Below are 16,816 nucleotides of genomic sequence, written 5' to 3'. Positions count from 1 at the left end.
CGCTTGCGCTTTTCTTATAGGCAGTTTTCGCACCGATTGTTGGTTTGAGGATGAAGTTTTAATCGGGTACTTATCAAACTTTTCGAGGCATCTTTTCTTAGTATTATAAAAATATTTGTTGAATTACATTAAGGGATTAAAAGCAAAAAATATCTAGAACTAGTCATTTTTTATAAGAAAAACAGGCTGTCACAAAAAAAAAGGCGACTAAAACCATAGGATTTCAAATAAATTATAGTGTTCTCCTTTACTGCCAACAAGAAAGGATGATTCATCTGTGACGAAATTATTTGGTACTGATCCTTCATTTTATCCTTCTCCCCGCTCAGCTATGGATGCACCACCCGAAAACTTAGCTTATGTAGCCTTGTTAGATCCAGACGCCATTGGTGTTGTTGATCTTGATCCCGCCTCCCCTTCATACGGAAAACTAATTTATAAACTTGGTTTATCGGGTGCTGGGGATGATGAGCTTCACCATTTTGGCTGGAATGCCTGCAGTTCTGCACTTTGCCCAACTGCCTTTCATCCCCAGCTGGAAAGGAGGTACTTAGTACTTCCCGGCATACGTTCTTCACGTATATATATCGCTGATACAAAGCCTGATCCTCGCAAACCAAGAATCATCAAAACGATTGAGCCTGAAGAGATTAAAAAACGAACTGGCTACAGCCGCCTTCACACTGTTCACTGTGGTCCAGAAGGTATTTTTATAAGTGCCCTCGGTGCAGCCGAAGGTGATGGCGGACCTGGAGGCATACTTTTGCTTGATCATTTCAATTTTAATGTATTGGGTGCCTGGGAAATGGATCGAGGTCCACAGCACTATGCATATGATTTCTGGTGGCATATTGCTCATGATGTGACAGTATCTAGTGGTTGGGCAACACCAGATTTATTTGAAAACGGATTGAACTTGGATGCTTTAATGAAAAGGAAATATGGTCATAGCATACATTTCTTTGATAGCCGCACCCGAAGCCATATTCAGGAAATTGATTTTGGCGACCAGCATCAAATGGTCCTTGAATTGAGGCCCGCTCATAATCCGCGCAAGACATATGGATTTGCAAGTGTAGTAGTGGATGTGACGAATCTGGCTAGCTCCATCTGGGTCTGGCATCGCGGAAACGGGAAATGGGAAGCAAGGAAGATCATTGAAATTCCAGCCGTGCCCGCCCATCCTGACCAGCTCCCTCCTGCCCTAAAGGATATTGGTGCTGTCCCACCACTGGTAACTGACATGGTCCTCTCGCTTGATGACAAATTTTTATATGTGAGCTGTTGGGGAACGGGAGAATTAATTCAGTATGATGTCAGTGACCCATTTAACCCTAAGCTTGTCGATACCGTTAAAATTGGCGGAATAGCCTCACCAATTCCCCACCCATCTGGTAAGCAAATAACAGGCGGGCCACAGATGGTGGAATTGAGCCGGGATGGAAAGCGGGTGTATTTTACTAACTCCCTTTATAAGGCGTGGGATGAACAATTTTATCCGGGTGGAATCCAGGGAGCTATGGTAAAGGTGAACATAAAACCAGAGGGTGGCATGGAAATTGATACTGACTTCCTTATTGAGTTCGAAGGAATGAGAGCTCATCAAATCAGGCTCGAAGGCGGCGATTGCTCTACCGATACTTTTTGCTATCCGTGAATCGGGAGTGAATACAAATGGAAGCTTTATTTTCGCATGAAAGCCAGATGGCCGCAGCGGCTCTCCTTGGTGCATTCCATGGCATAAACCCTGCAATGGGCTGGTTATTCGCAGTATTTTTAGCCATTCATAGGAGTCAAAAACGTGTATTGTTTTATGCAATCATTCCAATTGCCACAGGTCAAGTGTTAGGAGACGGGATTGTCTTTGCAGCTCAGACATTTGCTCGATTCCATTTGCCTGCTGGAACAGTCCACACAACAATCGCTTCCATCATCGTTATTTATGGTATTTACAGACTGTTTCGTTATTATCGGCATTTCAGGTGGGCTGGGGGATTAAATGTAGGCTATGGCCAACTGATCCTATGGTCATTTCTCGCCTCTTCCACACATGGATCCGGCCTGTTATTTGCGCCATTTATACTAGAAGCTGCAAGCATTCATGACCTTGTCCCCTTATGGATCGTACATGAAATTGCTATGATGACTTCAATGACTGCTATTGCCCTGTTAGTCTACAAGTTTGGAATAGCGAAATTTAAGAGGTATCTTGTCAATTTCGAATTGGTCTGGGCTATTCTTTTAATTGCGGTAGGGGCTGTTTTATTCATTATGGGCGGTGGTGTGGGCCAAGAGCATATTCATTGATTTAAGTTGTAATAGAAAAAGGTGCTGAATTTTTATTCAGCACCTTTTGTCATTTTAATTTGATACAGCTTTATTATTGAATATATTGCTTATAGGGTTCAACAACATCGCGCCAATTGCCTGAATGAGAGTTTTGACTATCACCTGTCCTAAAATGGCTGCAGGGACTGCTTCCCACGGAAGGAAATTTGCTCCAATCGGACTTAAGCCAATAATAACAAAGATCATGGAATCAAGTAGTCCTCCAACCAAACCACTATAAAAAACTCTCCAGCTCATTGGCAGCTTAAGCCTTGTGTAAATTTCAGTATCCGTCGTTTCCGCTACTGCAAAGCTCAATGCGGAAGCAAACACAATTAAAAGTGTGTCTCCCAGGATGAAAGAAACAATAGCTGAAAGAATAAGGGCTGCACCGATAAATAGATATGTTTTAGTACGGCCATACATATTCTGGACAAGGTCACGGAAAATAAAAGTAGCACCAATGAGCAATGTTCCCATTGGCACGATGAATATACCTAAGTGAAGTGGCGCAAATGCTGCGGTTATAACATTAGCGGTAACAATCGATATTAAATATAATAAGATTCTCATCTTATTCCCTCCTATTAATCTAAACTCCTCTTTTGTTTCCCCAGATGTACGTGTGCAATTGAGGAAGTACCCTAACGTTCTTCAGGGTGTGGTCCTGCATTGCTTTATTTACAAGCCATTCATATTTATCAAGTAAGCTTGAAACTAACTTCTCATCTTCTGCTGTAGTGATATCATCATTTCCAACCTGCAAAAAGAATGGGATTTCTGGGTGCCTCATGTGGATTGTTTTGGCATACTCATAGTCTGCATCATTAAAGACAACAACCTTCAAGCTGACATTTTGGGCTGTCTGGTGCTGAACACGATCAATGATATTATCCAAAATTTTATAATCTGTGATCATCCCTGAACTCGGCGGTTTGGGTGAAAGGGTCAACTCATCGATTTGTAAAAACCAATCCTGCCACCTGCTGCCCTGGGTTTCCAGACAAATTTTTATGTTTCTCTCTTTTAACAAAGCTATAAAACTAGATAATTTGGTTAAGAGAGCTGGATTTCCGCCTGATATCGTTACATATGAAAAGCCATCGCCGCCAAGTGACTGCAATTGAGCCCAGATTTCCTCTGCGGTCATCTGATTGATCAAATCTTTTCCCGACCCATCCCATGTAAAAGATGAATCGCACCATGCGCACGAATAATCACAGCCTGCTGTTCGGACGAACATGGTCTTCTGTCCAATAACCATCCCTTCTCCCTGGATGGTTGGGCCAAAAATTTCGATAACTGGAATCTTACTCAAGCTCCATCCACTCCCTTCTTGCTTCTGCATAGCTTGTAGGAGTTTCATAGAGACGGACGAACTCCACCCTGGCGCCATCATATTGATCCTGTCTTTCTTCCAGGGCTTCCGTCATTTTTTCATAAATCCATACGACCATATTCTCGGCAGTAGTATTCATCGGAGGAAGTGTTTCATTTAAGTATTTGTGATCTAGATAGATTTCAATTTCTGACTTCCATATTTCTTTAATATCGCCAAAGTCAATCATCAGGCCGCGCTCATCGACAAAGCCGCTCAGCCCAAAAATAACTTTATAGGTATGACCGTGCAGATTCTTGCACTTCCCTTCATAAGCATGAAGGTGATGGGCAGAATCAAAGGTGAATTCCTTGCTGACGAGCACACGCTTTGAATGATATTTTAACTGTTCTCTCTTAATATCCTGATCTATTTTTTGAAGCTGCTCTACAATACGGAAACCGAACATGATTAAACAGCCCCTTCCAAGAACTCATCGAGCCCTTTTTTTCTCAGCAGACAGGCTGGGCAAACTCCACATCCGTCTGCGATGATGCCATTATAGCAAGTCAAGGTTTTCGTTCGGACAAAATCAAAAGCACCCAATTCATCTGCGAGCTTCCAGGTCTCCGCTTTATTCAGCCACATCAAAGGCGTGTGTATGACAAAATTCTCGTCCATTGATAGGTTCAATGTGACGTTCAACGATTTTATGAAAATATCTCTGCAATCTGGGTATCCGCTAAAATCTGTTTCACAAACACCAGTCACTATATGTCTAGCACCTACTTGGCTTGCGAGGACCCCAGCAAAGGACATGAACAATAAATTACGTCCTGGTACGAAGGTAGATGGTAATTCTCCGTTTTCACCATCTTTAACTTCGATGTCACTTCTTGTTAGTGCATTTGGTGCAAGTTGATTCAGTAGGCTCATATCAAGAATGTGGTGCTTGATTCCAAGCTCCTTCGTAATTTCTTTCGCGCACTCAATTTCTGTCCGGTGCCTCTGGTTATAATCAAATGTCACGGCCTCTACTTCTGCAAATTGTTCCTTTGCCCAGAACAGGCAGGTAGTACTGTCCTGGCCGCCACTGAAAACGACTACGGCTTTTTCATTTTTCATTCTAAAAATCTCCTTTTGAACGGAAAAAAACAGCACCACTAAGACAGCAGTACTGTTTCTCCTTAGTTTTTTTGAGAGGGTAGCTAGAACCTCTTCCGTAAAGACGGATTTATGTGATTTTGAACTTATTCATTTTATCATACATTTTATAAATGGGAAGCATTTTTCATTCCACAATTCTTTAATATAGGGGAAAAATATTAAAACGGTTGCAGTTGAAAAAATTTTTTATCGTATGAGAAAATTCTGCCAAAAGTGATATTGCTATTGAAAATGGAGAAGTGTTGAAACACTATTGGGTCCAATCTGCATACATTGAACGTGAGGTGATCTATGATGCCAGAATGGATTGTTGTATTCTATCCCCTGAATTTTTTATCAGCATACGTTTTGTATATTTACCTTTACAATCGAAGGAAACAAATTGGCTTTCATTTTGGAATGAATATTGCCATGGTTGCCGGGGGAGGCATGGCACTTGGAACCGGGGTTATCTTCATCAATCTTTATCCAATGTATTTCCTCGAGGCTACCCTTTTTGCTGTGGTAATAGGAAGCTTAACAGGCATCTTCTTTGGAAATCTTTTTGACTATCAAACCTTACTGACAGGGTATATTAACGGACTAATGATGGGAATTATGGCTCCGATGATCGGAGTAGCTGCCTCTGAGGGTATTCTTTTCTTGTTGATGATCGAATTATTTATCATAAGCTGCTTTTGCTTAGTGGCTGCCTTTGCCTACAGGGGTTAAATGGAGGTTTGTAATGCAAATCATCTTAATTTCCACCACTTTTATCAATATTGTCTTTGGTGTTTGGCTCTATTTCGTAATGAGTAAATCTAAGCTATTATTAAATGACAGTTCTGGCTATATCTCGGTTATGACTTCCAGCAGCACTTTAAGTCTTGTTGCCGCTTTGAACCTTTATTTGCTTTTTCCTGCGGATTTTGAAATAACTGGTCTGCTCAATTTATTGCTGGGAATAGGAATAGGATGGCTCTTTGGTTCGATGGTGAATGCCCAAACATTGATAGCTGGAATTTATAATGGCGGAATTGGGTCGAGTATGGGAACAATGGCAGGTGCGGTTGTCATGAATCCCGCTATTTGCGGGCTGCCTTTAACGATTTTGTCAGAACAGGAAATCATCATTTTCTTTGCGCTGTTAAGCATATGTGTTCAAGGTATATCGGCTTTACTACTGCTATTTTCTTTTAGGGCTTGAATATCTCTTAAAATTAATCAAAAAAGCAGCTCGGCTGCTTTTTTTACTTTATGGTAAAGCCCTCAAATAACTTTCCTCCAAACGGTTCTAAAATGGAGTAAGCAAGTTCGATGACCTGACTTTTTTCACCTTTTTTATAATAATTGTCAAAGGCTTGGACAAAACACTCTGCAAATTGTGGATCAAATCTAGTTAATTCTCTGAACATCCATTTTGAATTTCCTATCCAATGTTTATTTGTCCTTAGCACAAATTCATGTAAAAGATCAGCCAAGGCATTTGCGATGAAGAGTTCCTCAGCTCTTTTTGTTGAGCCAATGAAATCATCGAGTGTGTCTGTAATAAAATAGCGCTTCATTTCAATCTCTTTTTCTGTCCACATTTCAGGCCCATTTTCGATTATGGCTGCTGCTTCCTCCCTGATTGCTGACAATATCTCGCTGTTCTTTAGAATCAATCCTTCCGAAACCATCCTTGGCAAGCTTGGTCTTGCCCTTTTAGCGTCACTTTCGAAAAATAATTTATACGATTGCAAATTATGAACGAAAACCTCGACTGGCCAGCCAAATGCTCTTAATGACTCCCTGTATGCTGAGGTCACTTTACAATCAAAAACCACAATATCTAAATCAGAGGTTGGTGTTGCTTCCCCTCTGACTACACTGCCTGCAAGCAGCGCGGCATCACAAAATGGAAAACGATCTTTAATAAATCTCTTTGCAGCCTCGATAGGTGCAGGTATGCTTTGCGTTTCCATGCTTCTTCCCCCTCAAATCCCAAATTAATTAACTAATTAGCGTAAAAATCCACCTTCGGAATGAAGGATTTGACCAGTAATCCATTCAGCCTCTTCACTTGCCAGGAATTTAACCAGTTTAGCTGCGTCCTCTGTTTTTCCTACACGCCCAAATGGAAACCTCTGCAACAAGGCTTTTTTCGTCTCATCATCCATCCATCCTGTATCGGTTGGGCCTGGATTGACTGCATTTACGGTAATGCCTCTTGATGCCAATTCCGCCGATAAAGTAATAGTCAATGCATCGATTGCTCCTTTTGTAGTGGCATAAGCCAGTTCTCCAGGCATGGGTCCTCTAAATTGGCCTGAAGTCATGTTTATAATCCTTCCGCCAGAATTTTTGTTAAATCTCCTTGCAAATTCAATGCTCATGAGGGTTGTCGCACGTATATTGACTAAATAATGCCGGTCCAATTCTGCTGTTGTCAGATTGGAAAAATCATTGCTGGTAGAATAGGCCGCATTGTTCACCAAAACATCGGCTGATTGCCACTTTAAAGTAAGTGATTCAAAGAGCTTTTGTGGTGAGTTCTCCTTGGTCAAATCCAATTCCATACTGAACGATTTCACACCCATTTTTTCAAGCTCATCTTTTAGTGCCTGTGGCTCTTCATTCAGCATACCCCATGGCATTTCCTTGTCATATTCAGTCCAATAAGTAAAAAATATATCAAAGCCTGCAACTGCCAGCTCGCGACATATTGCAGCTCCAATGCCCTTTAACCGGCTTGCGCCAGTAACGATTGCGACTTTATTCTCTCTCAAACTATTACCTACCTTTCAAAAAAACAGATTGTTATCTTAATTATTATAGAACTACCATATTTTGTCGATATGAAAATGAGGATTGAGAAAACGGAACCGAAACCCAACTGAACAAAATGATAAGTAGCTTGGATGAATTCCTTCGAAAAGGATAAAATGTGGATGCATATTCTTTGAGGTCTTAAGGATGATGTTTCATATAAAGAAGCCAGTGGTATCTTACTAAATAGACAGACACGACGAGGAGGTTATTTTGAATGCCTTTTTCTATAAATTATCTAACTATTCCCCTCAGTTTGACCATCCTGATCGGGTCAGGCTGCAGCAGTGATGAAGCAGAGCAAGGTGCAAAACAAATAGAAGAAGAAACAAAAAATGCAGCTGCAGTAACAGGTGAAAAAACAAAAGAAGCAGCAGAGAAAATAAAACAGGAAACACCGGGGATCATCCAGAATATGAAGGATACTTATAAAGAAAGCGAGCAAGAAGTTAAAGATCATACTCTTCAAAAAGGTGATACAGCAACCGTCCAAGCGGATGCTTATCTGGCGCTTACTCCAAAAGCTTATGATGAATTATATAAATTGATTGAGGTTAACGACGTTGATGGCGTTGATAAAATCGTGAGTGAAAATCAGGTAAAAGAAATAAAACAAGATAATGAAGTTGAAGTCATGGAGAGAGACATACGCCGTACGAAGGTGAAAATGAAGGAATCAGGTGATGAGGGTTATTTGCCTACTTCTTTGTTAGAACCTGTAAAATAACAGTTTATTAGAAAACCCAGAATGTTATATTCTGGGTTTTTATTTCAGATTTATATAATACAAAACATCACAACAATGTGCTAGCTTTGTTGCTCCTTTGCCGTAAAACTGCTGGGCATTACAACAGCAACAACCTCTCCCCGAGCACAAAGCGTATCTCCTGCAAATACCACGGTTTCTACTTTGAATTTCTTAGGGTGGATTTCTTGTACAGTGCCAATTGCTTTCAAAACAGTACCATGTGGGGTCGGTTTCAGGAAATCAACATGTAGAGAAGCAGTTACAAATCTAGGTGGTTCCGCGGAATCCCCAGGCTCATGTCCATTCTTCCTGTGCAGTGCGAGTGCCGCTGAGCCAGTACCATGGCAGTCTACGAGAGACCCAATCAGCCCTCCATAAACAAAGCCTGGCAATGCCATATGCTCGGGTTTTGGATAATAAATTGTCATCGTTTTGTCTTCAAGCCAGCCGGTCCGAAAATGATGTCCACTTTCATTCATTCTCCCGCAGCCATAGCACCATGCGAAGTCTTCAGGATAATCATCTTGTATTGCTTTCAACACTTTCTCTTCCAAAGTTATTCCCCCTCTACCAGTCTCACATTCTTTAATAATTCTTCCTATAATGGCAAAATCCTTTAAAATCATTAAAGTTCAACAAGGAATAATTATAAGACTGATGATGTAAAAGTATCTTCAGATTCAATTTTGGATTTTCATGAAACAAAGGGTGAGCAATCGTTTCATTTTTCAGCTAAACCAAAACCATTCTCTCCTAACACCCTTCTTTTGACCCGTTACATTAATATTATTTTCGTTCGTTTCTTTTTGTCTCTCTTTTTAAATGTAGTTCCGCCCTATCATTATATAATGCTTCGCTTCGTCCATTATCGGGAATGGTACAAACTATGCCTTGCATTGCCTGGTAATAAAATGAACTAAGAAATGTATGCTGCGTAAAATTTCAGCAAAAAATGAACCCGTGTTATGATTGATCTATATACTTTACGAGGTGATAGGATGAAGTACAGACGGTTAGGAAAAACGGATCTGGAAATATCGGTCGTTGGGATTGGTACGTGGCAATATGGTGGTGAATGGGGTAAGGAATTTACTCAATATGAGGTCGATGCAATTTTAAATAAAGGCAGCGAAACCGGAATCAATTTCATTGATACTGCCGAGTGCTATGGAGATCACCTATCTGAATCACTTATTGGAGACTATCTTAGCCGGAGCAAGCGTGAAGATTGGATTGTGGCTACAAAATTTGGTCACCATTTTCACAATAATTTTGAGCGGACAAGACATTGGAGTGCAAGCGATGTACTCTCGCAGCTGGACGCTTCATTGAATTCCTTAAAAACTGAATATATAGATCTTTATCAGGCACATTCTTGTAGTGATGAAGAATTTAATAACGATGAACTCTGGACGATGCTTGATAAACAGATACAGGCAGGGAAAATACGTCACCTTGGTATCTCCCTCAGGTCAAATGAAGAGAGCTACCAAACAGACAAAGCATCAAATGTAAATGTGGGAGCTATTCAAGTTGTATACAATCGGCTCGATCGAAAGCCTGAGGAAAAGATTTTTCCTTCTAGCGAAAGGCAAAATCTTGGAGTGATTGCACGGGTCCCGCTTGCAAGCGGTTATTTGAGCGGCAAGTACAAGCCTGGTGCAGTTTTTAGACGTGACGACGTTCGTTCAAAGCATGATTTTGAAGAAACAGCGAGTCTTTTAAAGCAAGTTGAAGAAATAAGCCGGACTGAAGTACCTCAAGATATACCGATGGCTTCCTGGGCGTTAGCTTGGTGCTTGAATCATTCTTCCGTAACAGCCGTGATTCCAGGCTGTAAATCTCCCGAGCAGGTTGAATTAAATGCCAAAGCAGCCGAACTGGCAAAAGATGACCATCCTCAAAATTCAAGGCAATAACAAACCTAGCCTCAGCAACAAATACTGGGGCTAGTGATTATTTTTCCTTCAGTTAAAAGACAAGCGGTATACCAAAAAACGCTCATTTGGATTATGGTCAGGCAGATTAAATTCTTTTACCATCGTAAAAGGACTCTGAGATTCCAGATAGTAAATGTAATCCTCAGATGGGTAGTATAATATAATATCCACTTCCCTGCTGTTTTCCTCGACTGAAAGCAAGATATTATTGATCACACTTATAAAAATTTGTACCGAAAATGGATTGAAGAAATAAAAGCAATTTTCCGTCGGACCGATTTTATACTCCTCAGCCAGGCAGCAAACGAATTCAATTTTTTCTGCCCTACTATTATAATTCTTCAAATAGCGATCTTTATTTTCGATAGCTTCAATATAAAATGCCTCGTTCATTTCAATTCCAATTACATTGGAGTTGAAAAGGTAATTAAGAAAGAAATTTAACCTTCCCTTTCCGCATCCAAAGTCTACAATCGTATCCTTAGCATTAAGGTTATATTCCTTGAAAAATGACTCCAATGCAGAGTAAGGAGTTGGCTCATACCTATGGTAATGTAATGACTTATGAAACCCTGCCTGGTTTCCGGCAGTTCTGATGTTAAGCATTTTATCATAAAGGTGTTCTTTCATTTCAATAACTCCATTCAGGTTTTGCAGCCGGTGAATTTCTATGTTCTTAGGTAAGACTATACCAAAAATGAATTAATCAAGAGATATTAATTCATTTTAAAATGACATAACTGTCGAACTCGTCCCTTTCATGAGGAAGAAATGTAAACTTCACATGGAATCAGCAAGTACAGTGACGACTTTTTATTCAATCTGGTTAATACGGATAGATGTAAGAACCACCGCTTCCTTCTGCCCGATATCAATGAGACATTATCCAGATATGAAAAAGAAGCCATGGCACTAAATTACTTAATCTTTTTTTGATAAATCGATGTCTCTGCGGACCATTTTTCTCGTTTTCTTTTATCATGACGCCATTTTATAAAATTGTGGACTGCTAAATAAATAGCAGTGATTAATCCGCTGATTGTTATAAAGAGCGCCATATATTCAAAGAGTGAATATGATAACATTTTGCTCCAATCAATATCTCCTTTTAAATCCTCTATTACCTGATTCATTCCATATATGCCGCCTACCACTGTGTATAGAGTTAGGATCAGTAATAAAAAGTTACTTTTTTGTTCAGAGAATTTTTCGTCGTATTTATATAGAGTCATCAATGTATCCCTGGCATCCTGGTATAAATTTTCAATGAGAAACATTTTCCGAAGTTGGACGAAAATCTGCCTGCTTTGTGATTGGGCTGCAAGCTCCAAAAAGAAATAGTTTGCTGTAAATGAATTAATCGAGTGAATCAGTTTTTCTATTTTATCATTATCCTTTTCAACATCGATTTCGGAATAATCATTTGCAAGCTTTAATAGTACATTCTTATGAAACATGTTCAGGATAAAAGCATAATAATATTTTCCATAATATTGACTGGCTAATTGCGAAAATACCTCTTCATTTTCGTTCGTAATACAACTGAAACAATGCTCTTGCATAACGTACAAAGTATTGGGAGCCCATCTGTCATAAGAGTTATCTTGGATAAATCGCTCTATAAAGTTAAAGTTATTTGAACTGACAAATGATTCACCCTTCAAGTTTAAGCCATCTAAGTTTACAATGCGGTAAGCATCTATAGAATCAAATTTTCCATCTGATTCAACACGGATAAGCGATTGTACATACATCTTTTCGTCTTCAAAAAAGGGGAGAGCTTCGAAATATGCATCGTTTTTATTTTGACGATTGAAGAATTGTTTTAAATCCGGGCATAAATAATCAAAGATGAAGGTTTCAACATCATTAAAACTTGATTCTGTATGGTCGATAAAAACTTTCGTTTCCTTTTTTGTTGTTTTCTTGTCTAATATTCGAAAACGAGATGCAAATTCTATTGCTTCAGAAAGTTCTATGTTTCCAGGTATCTCAGTTCGAATGGTTAATAGACCAAGGTGATAGGGACAAACAGTAATATCAATTGAGTGTATGAAGAAAGGTATTTGTATATCACATGAAATTAAATTGTATAAACGCGAAAAAATTTTTGAAAATCTTTGAAATCCCTTTTCATCCTCTGTATGTGGAAATAGGATTTTATTAGTAAAAGGAAGATAGTATTGCTCTAATTCCAGGTGCGAGACTCGATAATTGCCATAATATTTGTTTTCATTTTCAAGCTGGTCAAGTCTAAAATGTTCAAATTCTTGTGTTTTTAATATATTGATTAATTTTGATTCCTGTCCTTTTTTTATTTGAAAAGGGAATACAAATTGAAACATAGCCTGATTTACTTGTTTATTATTTATGATAATGGGTTCCATATTTTTTTACCTTTCAATATAAGATAATAATATTAGAAATACCCATAAATACCAAAATGAATCCTTCACCCATGATCACTAGATAAGCTGCAAATAAACTGTAATTTAATATCATACACCGTAAAAGCTTTTATTTAAATCTCTCACATTTATTCAATCAAGTTCTACATGAAGATAATAATTATTTGACATCAATGGAATGGAATCGCCTAAGCATCAACCTTCACGTCAAACTTCTGTTTTTTCACTTCTGCCATCTTTTCATAAAAGCTTACCTCTAAATCGATGTCAAAGTAATTATAAAACTTCATCAAATAGGTCATGCAATCTGCTAGCTCTTTGCCGATATTCTCTTTTGCGCTTTCTTTTGCCCGCAAAAATGCCTCCTCCTGCTCCATACCATTCATGACGCCTTGTTGAGTCAGGTTAAATACCTTTCTTAACTCCTCTGCTACCTCTGTTGTTCGCAGCATGTAATTATTCAATAGTGATTCCCTGGTTTTTAAATAGTTTTCTTCATTGATTTCCCAGCCCATTTCTTTCTGATATTCTTTCATATATGCCTAAAGGTCTTTCATTTCCCCACCCCATTAGGTAAAATTATCCGTGTTGTGTATTTACATTACTATAAACATTATATTTATCTGTACGAAGGATAAATCAATATAAGCCTATTAAAAAGCTATTTTACAGAGATTTGTACGGGGGTATAAGGATGTCGTTAAACAGATTAGTAGGCAAAAGAGCCATCGTCATTGGTGGAAGCATTGCTGGTAAGCTATCAGCTCGGGTACTATCTGATTTTTTTGAAGAAGTGATTGTATTAGAAAAAGATCAAAAAAACGATAGCATCGCCATACGCAAAGGAGTGCCACAAGGTTCACAAGGGCATGTTTTGCTAAAAAGCGGAGAAGAAATCATTGAAGAATTATTTCCGGGGATTATTGCTGAAATGGTCATGGCAGGATCAACTTTCTCTGATTTTTCGCGAGATTTAGTTTGGTTTCATCATGGATGCCAGAAAAACAGGTTTAACTCAGGCTTGTCGATTATCCAGCAAAGCCGCCCCTTTCTCGAATGGAATATACAGAAAAGGATGGAGAAAATTCCTAACATTGATTTCCGTTATGGCTGTAAAGTAAACAAGCTTTTTCTAAATGAAAAAAAGGAAATTAGTGGTGTAACCGCAGAAAAACATGATGGCAGGCAAATGGATCTTGCAGGTGATTTAGTCGTAGATGCATCAGGTGCTGCTTCGTTAACGTCCAAATGGCTGGAAGAATTGGGCTTCAAAAAGCCAAAGAAAACAGAAGTAAAGGTTGATTTATTTTACGCAAGCATGATTTTCGAGAAGCTTGCGGCAGGAACTTCTAACTGGCATAGCCTTCTCGTTTATCCGAATCCTCCAAAGCAGAGCAGAGGCGGTACTATTTCACCAATTGAAGGGGATCGCCATTTAGTTACCCTGTTAGGCTATGGAGTTGAACATCTGCCTAGTGACCATTCATCATTTTTGCAGTACGCTAAAAATCTTGATCAGCCTGATTTATATGAAGCAATAATAACCGCTGTTCCTGAAACAGGTATTCAGATGTATCGTTTCCCAGCTTTACGCAGGTTCCATTATGACAAATTGAAGCAATTCCCAGCTGGTTTGCTTGTGATGGGAGATTCTTTTTGCAGGATTGATCCTGTCTTTGCGCAAGGCATGAGCATCGCAGCCATGGAAGCAGAAGTTTTGAGAAAGATGCTCAAGTCATCAAAGACAAAGGAAAAATTAACGAAAGATTTTCATCGTAAAATCAGCAAGATCATTGATATCCCATGGCTGATTGCCTTGACTGAAGATTTTAGGTTCCAACATACATCTGGTAAAAAACCATTCGGACTTTCCATACTCCAAATGTATGTTAAAAATGTCGTCCTGGCATGTTCACATAATGAAAAAGTATATAGACAGTTCATGAATGTCCTCCACTTAAAGGCTCATCCTGTCAGTTTATTTAAACCTGCAATTCTTAACGCTGTATTTCCTTTTCTGAATAAAAAAGTTTAAGGAACTTCTTTTCAAGACAGACACCGTTGCCTATTGGGCGATGTCTGTTGAATATTAATCATTAATTGCTACTACCTACAAATAATCCAATAAGAATATTAAGGGGTTAAGGGGAATAAAGTAAAAAAATGAATTTTTTCCCAAGTAGATATTGTCCATTTCTGTCTAAAAGTGTGTTAGGCTTAAGAGAACACATGAATCTAGGGTTTAAAGACTTTTCTTAGTCACCCCCTATTTAGGGAAGGAGATCAAGAATGGAAAAGATTAATGTTTTCCTGGATGATTATCGTAAACCGCCAGAAGGATACGTATTGGCAGAAACAATAGATGAATGTCTGTCCCTGTTGAAGAATTTTGAAATCGAACACCTTTCTTTGGATCACGATTTGGTTAGCCCGAGCAGAAATGGTTTATTGCTAGTTAAAATCATGGTTGATGAAAAGCTCTATGCAAATCGCATTACCATTCATTCAGCCAATTCGGTTGGTGGAAAAGCAATGTACAATTGGTTTAAAAATGCTCAGCATCAATCTGATATGCCCCATTCCATAAATATTACTTTACGGCCGCTGCCCCTCCATTCATTTACTTCACGAATGCTTTTAAACTATAAATAATAATAAATTTAAGATTACCCCCTCGGTCCCTTTTGCGCTCCCTTGGATACTTTCATTAAGTTTCTATATTGTTTTTAAAGGATTCAGCCTTCCTGTTATCGAATTTATACAAAAACCGTGGAGGGCTAAAGATGAAAAATAGGGTGAATGAAAATGAAATTCATCATGAATACAAGAAGGAAATTATAAAAATGCTGCAGGAAGATTCATACGCCAGATCACTGGGCATTAAGCTTGTGGAACTTGGTGAGGGTTCAGCAGTGGCAGAAATGGCAGTGATGGACAATATGCTTAATATGCATGGAACACTTCATGGAGCTGTTACCTTTGCCCTGGCTGATTTTGTGTTTCAGGCTGCCTGTAACTCTTACGGAAGAATCTCTGTAGGACTCACAACTACAGTTAATTATATGGCAGCAGGCAAATTAGGCTCGGTGGTTACCGCCTCGGCCACAGAAGAAAAAAAGAACTACCGAACTGCCTGGTACAAAATCCGTGTTGAATGTAATGGAGAATTAATCGCAACGATGGAGGCAGTCGCCTACCGCAAGGAAAGTTATTTTGTGCCAATAGAAAATGGAAATAGCAAAAAGGACCAATGAAGAAATTAGTCCTTTTTTGTATGCTTATTTGTATAAGTAATTAAAAATAGCGGGAACTCGTTCGCGCCAGGCCAGTTCATTATGGACAGCACCTTCGGCAATGACAAATTTACAATCCTTGACTTTCCCTTTCAGCAAGGAATAAACGGATTCACTTGATTCAATATACCGCCTGCTATCGATTGTGCCTGATGATTCATTTGTACCGACATCAAGATAAAATTTTTCAATGGCTGAAAGATTACTATCCTTTATCAGTAGTTCAATTTCCTCCTGAGTGAACCAGTAAGCTGAAGAAACTGATGCTACTCTTTTAAATATATTTGGATAATTGCATGCCGCGTATGTAGAAATCAAGCCACCCATTGAGCTGCCGGCCATCGAGGATTCATCAGGAATTGTCCTATATTTATCGTCAATGAAGGGTTTCAGCTCATTGACGATATATTCGACATACTTCTGCCCTTCTCCGCCAATTCCATCTAGTTCAGGTGCAAAGATTTTCCTCATTTCCGAGCTTGACCAAGGAGAATATTCATCAAGCCTTTTATAACCATCATTACAATCAATACCGACAACAATGATTTCTAAATCACTTTTATCAAGATAGTCTGAAATGCCCCAAGACATTCCATAACCTGCATCTTCGTCTTTATAAAGATTTTGGCCATCATGCATATAAAGCACCGGATAGCTCTTTTCTTTATTTTCATTGTATTGCTTAGGCAAGTAAACCCTTACCATTCTGTTTCTATCCAATGTAGAAATATTTACTTCGAAATGCTCAAACATGGAGTACCTCCTAATTTCTTTTATCTTTGGCTCTGTTAAATAAGGCTGTTGATTTTCGTTCCAGGCGCTTCGCT

Annotated in this window: 20 protein-coding genes and 1 riboswitch; of the genes, 9 read left to right on the top strand and 11 right to left on the bottom strand. The window is 39.0% G+C overall.

Annotated features, from left to right (window positions below; all coding sequences use genetic code 11):
- Positions 1-277: 277 nt before the first annotated feature.
- On the top strand, positions 278-1,657 hold the full coding sequence (locus V7654_RS15880) for a selenium-binding protein SBP56-related protein (protein WP_335431564.1): 1,380 nt from the start codon (positions 278-280) through the stop codon (positions 1,655-1,657).
- 17 nt (positions 1,658-1,674) lie between these two features.
- Positions 1,675-2,307, top strand: coding sequence for a hypothetical protein (locus V7654_RS15875; protein ID WP_335431563.1), 633 nt, complete (start codon positions 1,675-1,677; stop codon positions 2,305-2,307).
- Between the two features lie 54 nt (positions 2,308-2,361).
- Here V7654_RS15875 and V7654_RS15870 read toward each other — a convergent pair whose 3' ends face one another.
- The 4 genes from V7654_RS15870 to queC are packed head-to-tail and all read right to left on the bottom strand — an operon-like array spanning position 2,362 to position 4,804.
- Entirely contained in the window at positions 2,362-2,901 is a 540-nt protein-coding gene (locus tag V7654_RS15870) for a VUT family protein (protein WP_335431562.1), read from the bottom strand.
- A gap of 19 nt (positions 2,902-2,920) precedes the next feature.
- Positions 2,921-3,646 carry a 7-carboxy-7-deazaguanine synthase QueE gene (gene queE / locus V7654_RS15865; RefSeq protein WP_335431561.1) on the bottom strand — a complete coding sequence of 242 codons (726 nt, stop codon included), beginning with the start codon at positions 3,644-3,646 and terminating at the stop codon, positions 2,921-2,923.
- Positions 3,639-4,115 (bottom strand): 6-carboxytetrahydropterin synthase QueD, encoded by a 477-nt coding sequence (gene queD / locus V7654_RS15860; protein ID WP_335431559.1) that lies wholly within the window; start codon positions 4,113-4,115, stop codon positions 3,639-3,641. Before queD ends, queE begins: the two co-directional genes overlap by 8 nt.
- Before the next feature lie 2 nt (positions 4,116-4,117).
- Positions 4,118-4,804, bottom strand: a complete 687-nt coding sequence (gene queC, locus V7654_RS15855) for a 7-cyano-7-deazaguanine synthase QueC (RefSeq protein WP_335431570.1) — start codon at positions 4,802-4,804, stop codon at positions 4,118-4,120.
- A gap of 23 nt (positions 4,805-4,827) precedes the next feature.
- A riboswitch (PreQ1 riboswitch) is annotated at positions 4,828-4,870 on the bottom strand.
- Positions 4,871-5,107: 237 nt separating this feature from the next.
- On the opposite strand from queC, the gene V7654_RS15850 reads away from it, so the two are divergent.
- Complete coding sequence (locus tag V7654_RS15850; RefSeq protein WP_335431557.1) at positions 5,108-5,524, top strand: hypothetical protein; 417 nt, start codon at positions 5,108-5,110, stop codon at positions 5,522-5,524.
- A gap of 13 nt (positions 5,525-5,537) precedes the next feature.
- Positions 5,538-5,999 (top strand): hypothetical protein, encoded by a 462-nt coding sequence (locus V7654_RS15845; protein ID WP_335431555.1) that lies wholly within the window; start codon positions 5,538-5,540, stop codon positions 5,997-5,999.
- Positions 6,000-6,042: 43 nt separating this feature from the next.
- Here V7654_RS15845 and V7654_RS15840 read toward each other — a convergent pair whose 3' ends face one another.
- Together V7654_RS15840 and V7654_RS15835 are read right to left on the bottom strand one after the other, a co-directional pair.
- Positions 6,043-6,756, bottom strand: a complete 714-nt coding sequence (locus tag V7654_RS15840) for a nucleotidyltransferase domain-containing protein (RefSeq protein WP_335431553.1) — start codon at positions 6,754-6,756, stop codon at positions 6,043-6,045.
- 36 nt (positions 6,757-6,792) lie between these two features.
- Entirely contained in the window at positions 6,793-7,560 is a 768-nt protein-coding gene (locus tag V7654_RS15835) for an SDR family oxidoreductase (RefSeq protein WP_335431551.1), read from the bottom strand.
- A gap of 257 nt (positions 7,561-7,817) precedes the next feature.
- Here V7654_RS15835 and V7654_RS15830 point away from each other — a divergent pair, with 257 nt between their 5' ends.
- The gene (locus V7654_RS15830; RefSeq protein WP_335431550.1) at positions 7,818-8,327 is read left to right on the top strand and encodes a hypothetical protein; all 510 of its coding nucleotides are present in this window, start codon (positions 7,818-7,820) and stop codon (positions 8,325-8,327) included.
- Positions 8,328-8,407: 80 nt separating this feature from the next.
- Here V7654_RS15830 and V7654_RS15825 read toward each other — a convergent pair whose 3' ends face one another.
- Complete coding sequence (locus V7654_RS15825; RefSeq protein ID WP_335431548.1) at positions 8,408-8,902, bottom strand: PaaI family thioesterase; 495 nt, start codon at positions 8,900-8,902, stop codon at positions 8,408-8,410.
- A gap of 444 nt (positions 8,903-9,346) precedes the next feature.
- Here V7654_RS15825 and V7654_RS15820 point away from each other — a divergent pair, with 444 nt between their 5' ends.
- Positions 9,347-10,267, top strand: a complete 921-nt coding sequence (locus V7654_RS15820) for an aldo/keto reductase (protein WP_335431546.1) — start codon at positions 9,347-9,349, stop codon at positions 10,265-10,267.
- Between the two features lie 48 nt (positions 10,268-10,315).
- Here the strand turns inward: V7654_RS15820 and V7654_RS15815 are convergent, their stop codons facing one another.
- The 3 genes from V7654_RS15815 to V7654_RS15805 form a co-directional block, all read right to left on the bottom strand.
- Complete coding sequence (locus tag V7654_RS15815; protein WP_335431545.1) at positions 10,316-10,918, bottom strand: methyltransferase; 603 nt, start codon at positions 10,916-10,918, stop codon at positions 10,316-10,318.
- A 287-nt stretch (positions 10,919-11,205) separates the two neighbouring features.
- Complete coding sequence (locus V7654_RS15810) at positions 11,206-12,675, bottom strand: hypothetical protein (RefSeq protein ID WP_335431544.1); 1,470 nt, start codon at positions 12,673-12,675, stop codon at positions 11,206-11,208.
- A gap of 209 nt (positions 12,676-12,884) precedes the next feature.
- Complete coding sequence (locus tag V7654_RS15805) at positions 12,885-13,232, bottom strand: hypothetical protein (protein WP_335431542.1); 348 nt, start codon at positions 13,230-13,232, stop codon at positions 12,885-12,887.
- A gap of 158 nt (positions 13,233-13,390) precedes the next feature.
- Between V7654_RS15805 and V7654_RS15800 the strand changes: the two genes are divergently transcribed.
- The 3 genes from V7654_RS15800 (at position 13,391) to V7654_RS15790 (ending at position 15,950) form a co-directional block, all read left to right on the top strand.
- Positions 13,391-14,731 carry an FAD-dependent oxidoreductase gene (locus V7654_RS15800; protein WP_335431541.1) on the top strand — a complete coding sequence of 447 codons (1,341 nt, stop codon included), beginning with the start codon at positions 13,391-13,393 and terminating at the stop codon, positions 14,729-14,731.
- A 254-nt stretch (positions 14,732-14,985) separates the two neighbouring features.
- On the top strand, positions 14,986-15,348 hold the full coding sequence (locus tag V7654_RS15795; RefSeq protein WP_335431540.1) for a cyclic-phosphate processing receiver domain-containing protein: 363 nt from the start codon (positions 14,986-14,988) through the stop codon (positions 15,346-15,348).
- 131 nt (positions 15,349-15,479) lie between these two features.
- Entirely contained in the window at positions 15,480-15,950 is a 471-nt protein-coding gene (locus V7654_RS15790) for a hotdog fold thioesterase (RefSeq protein ID WP_335431538.1), read from the top strand.
- Positions 15,951-15,974: 24 nt separating this feature from the next.
- On the opposite strand, the gene V7654_RS15785 is transcribed toward V7654_RS15790, so the two are convergent.
- Positions 15,975-16,816: alpha/beta hydrolase (locus V7654_RS15785; RefSeq protein WP_335431536.1), on the bottom strand; the 842-nt coding region annotated here is incomplete at its 5' end.

This window comes from Bacillus sp. JJ1609, from assembly GCF_036967045.1.
GTDB lineage: Bacteria > Bacillota > Bacilli > Bacillales > Cytobacillaceae > Mesobacillus.
The sequence above is the reverse complement of the archived record's forward strand: the minus strand, read 5'-3'. Positions and strand labels throughout refer to the sequence as shown.

Bases quoted from the DNA above. Each gene is read 5' to 3' on its own strand.
- V7654_RS15840 (WP_335431553.1), bottom strand. From the start codon at position 6,756: ATGGAAACGCAAAGCATACCTGCACCTATCGAGGCTGCAAAGAGATTT.
- V7654_RS15820 (WP_335431546.1), top strand. From the start codon at position 9,347: ATGAAGTACAGACGGTTAGGAAAAACGGATCTGGAAATATCGGTCGTT.
- V7654_RS15850 (WP_335431557.1), top strand. From the start codon at position 5,108: ATGCCAGAATGGATTGTTGTATTCTATCCCCTGAATTTTTTATCAGCA.
- V7654_RS15845 (WP_335431555.1), top strand. From the start codon at position 5,538: ATGCAAATCATCTTAATTTCCACCACTTTTATCAATATTGTCTTTGGT.
- V7654_RS15795 (WP_335431540.1), top strand. From the start codon at position 14,986: ATGGAAAAGATTAATGTTTTCCTGGATGATTATCGTAAACCGCCAGAA.
- V7654_RS15815 (WP_335431545.1), bottom strand. From the start codon at position 10,918: ATGAAAGAACACCTTTATGATAAAATGCTTAACATCAGAACTGCCGGA.
- V7654_RS15875 (WP_335431563.1), top strand. From the start codon at position 1,675: ATGGAAGCTTTATTTTCGCATGAAAGCCAGATGGCCGCAGCGGCTCTC.
- V7654_RS15830 (WP_335431550.1), top strand. From the start codon at position 7,818: ATGCCTTTTTCTATAAATTATCTAACTATTCCCCTCAGTTTGACCATC.
- V7654_RS15790 (WP_335431538.1), top strand. From the start codon at position 15,480: ATGAAAAATAGGGTGAATGAAAATGAAATTCATCATGAATACAAGAAG.
- V7654_RS15800 (WP_335431541.1), top strand. From the start codon at position 13,391: ATGTCGTTAAACAGATTAGTAGGCAAAAGAGCCATCGTCATTGGTGGA.
- V7654_RS15870 (WP_335431562.1), bottom strand. From the start codon at position 2,901: ATGAGAATCTTATTATATTTAATATCGATTGTTACCGCTAATGTTATA.
- V7654_RS15805 (WP_335431542.1), bottom strand. From the start codon at position 13,232: ATGAAAGAATATCAGAAAGAAATGGGCTGGGAAATCAATGAAGAAAAC.
- V7654_RS15810 (WP_335431544.1), bottom strand. From the start codon at position 12,675: ATGGAACCCATTATCATAAATAATAAACAAGTAAATCAGGCTATGTTT.
- queD (WP_335431559.1), bottom strand. From the start codon at position 4,115: ATGTTCGGTTTCCGTATTGTAGAGCAGCTTCAAAAAATAGATCAGGAT.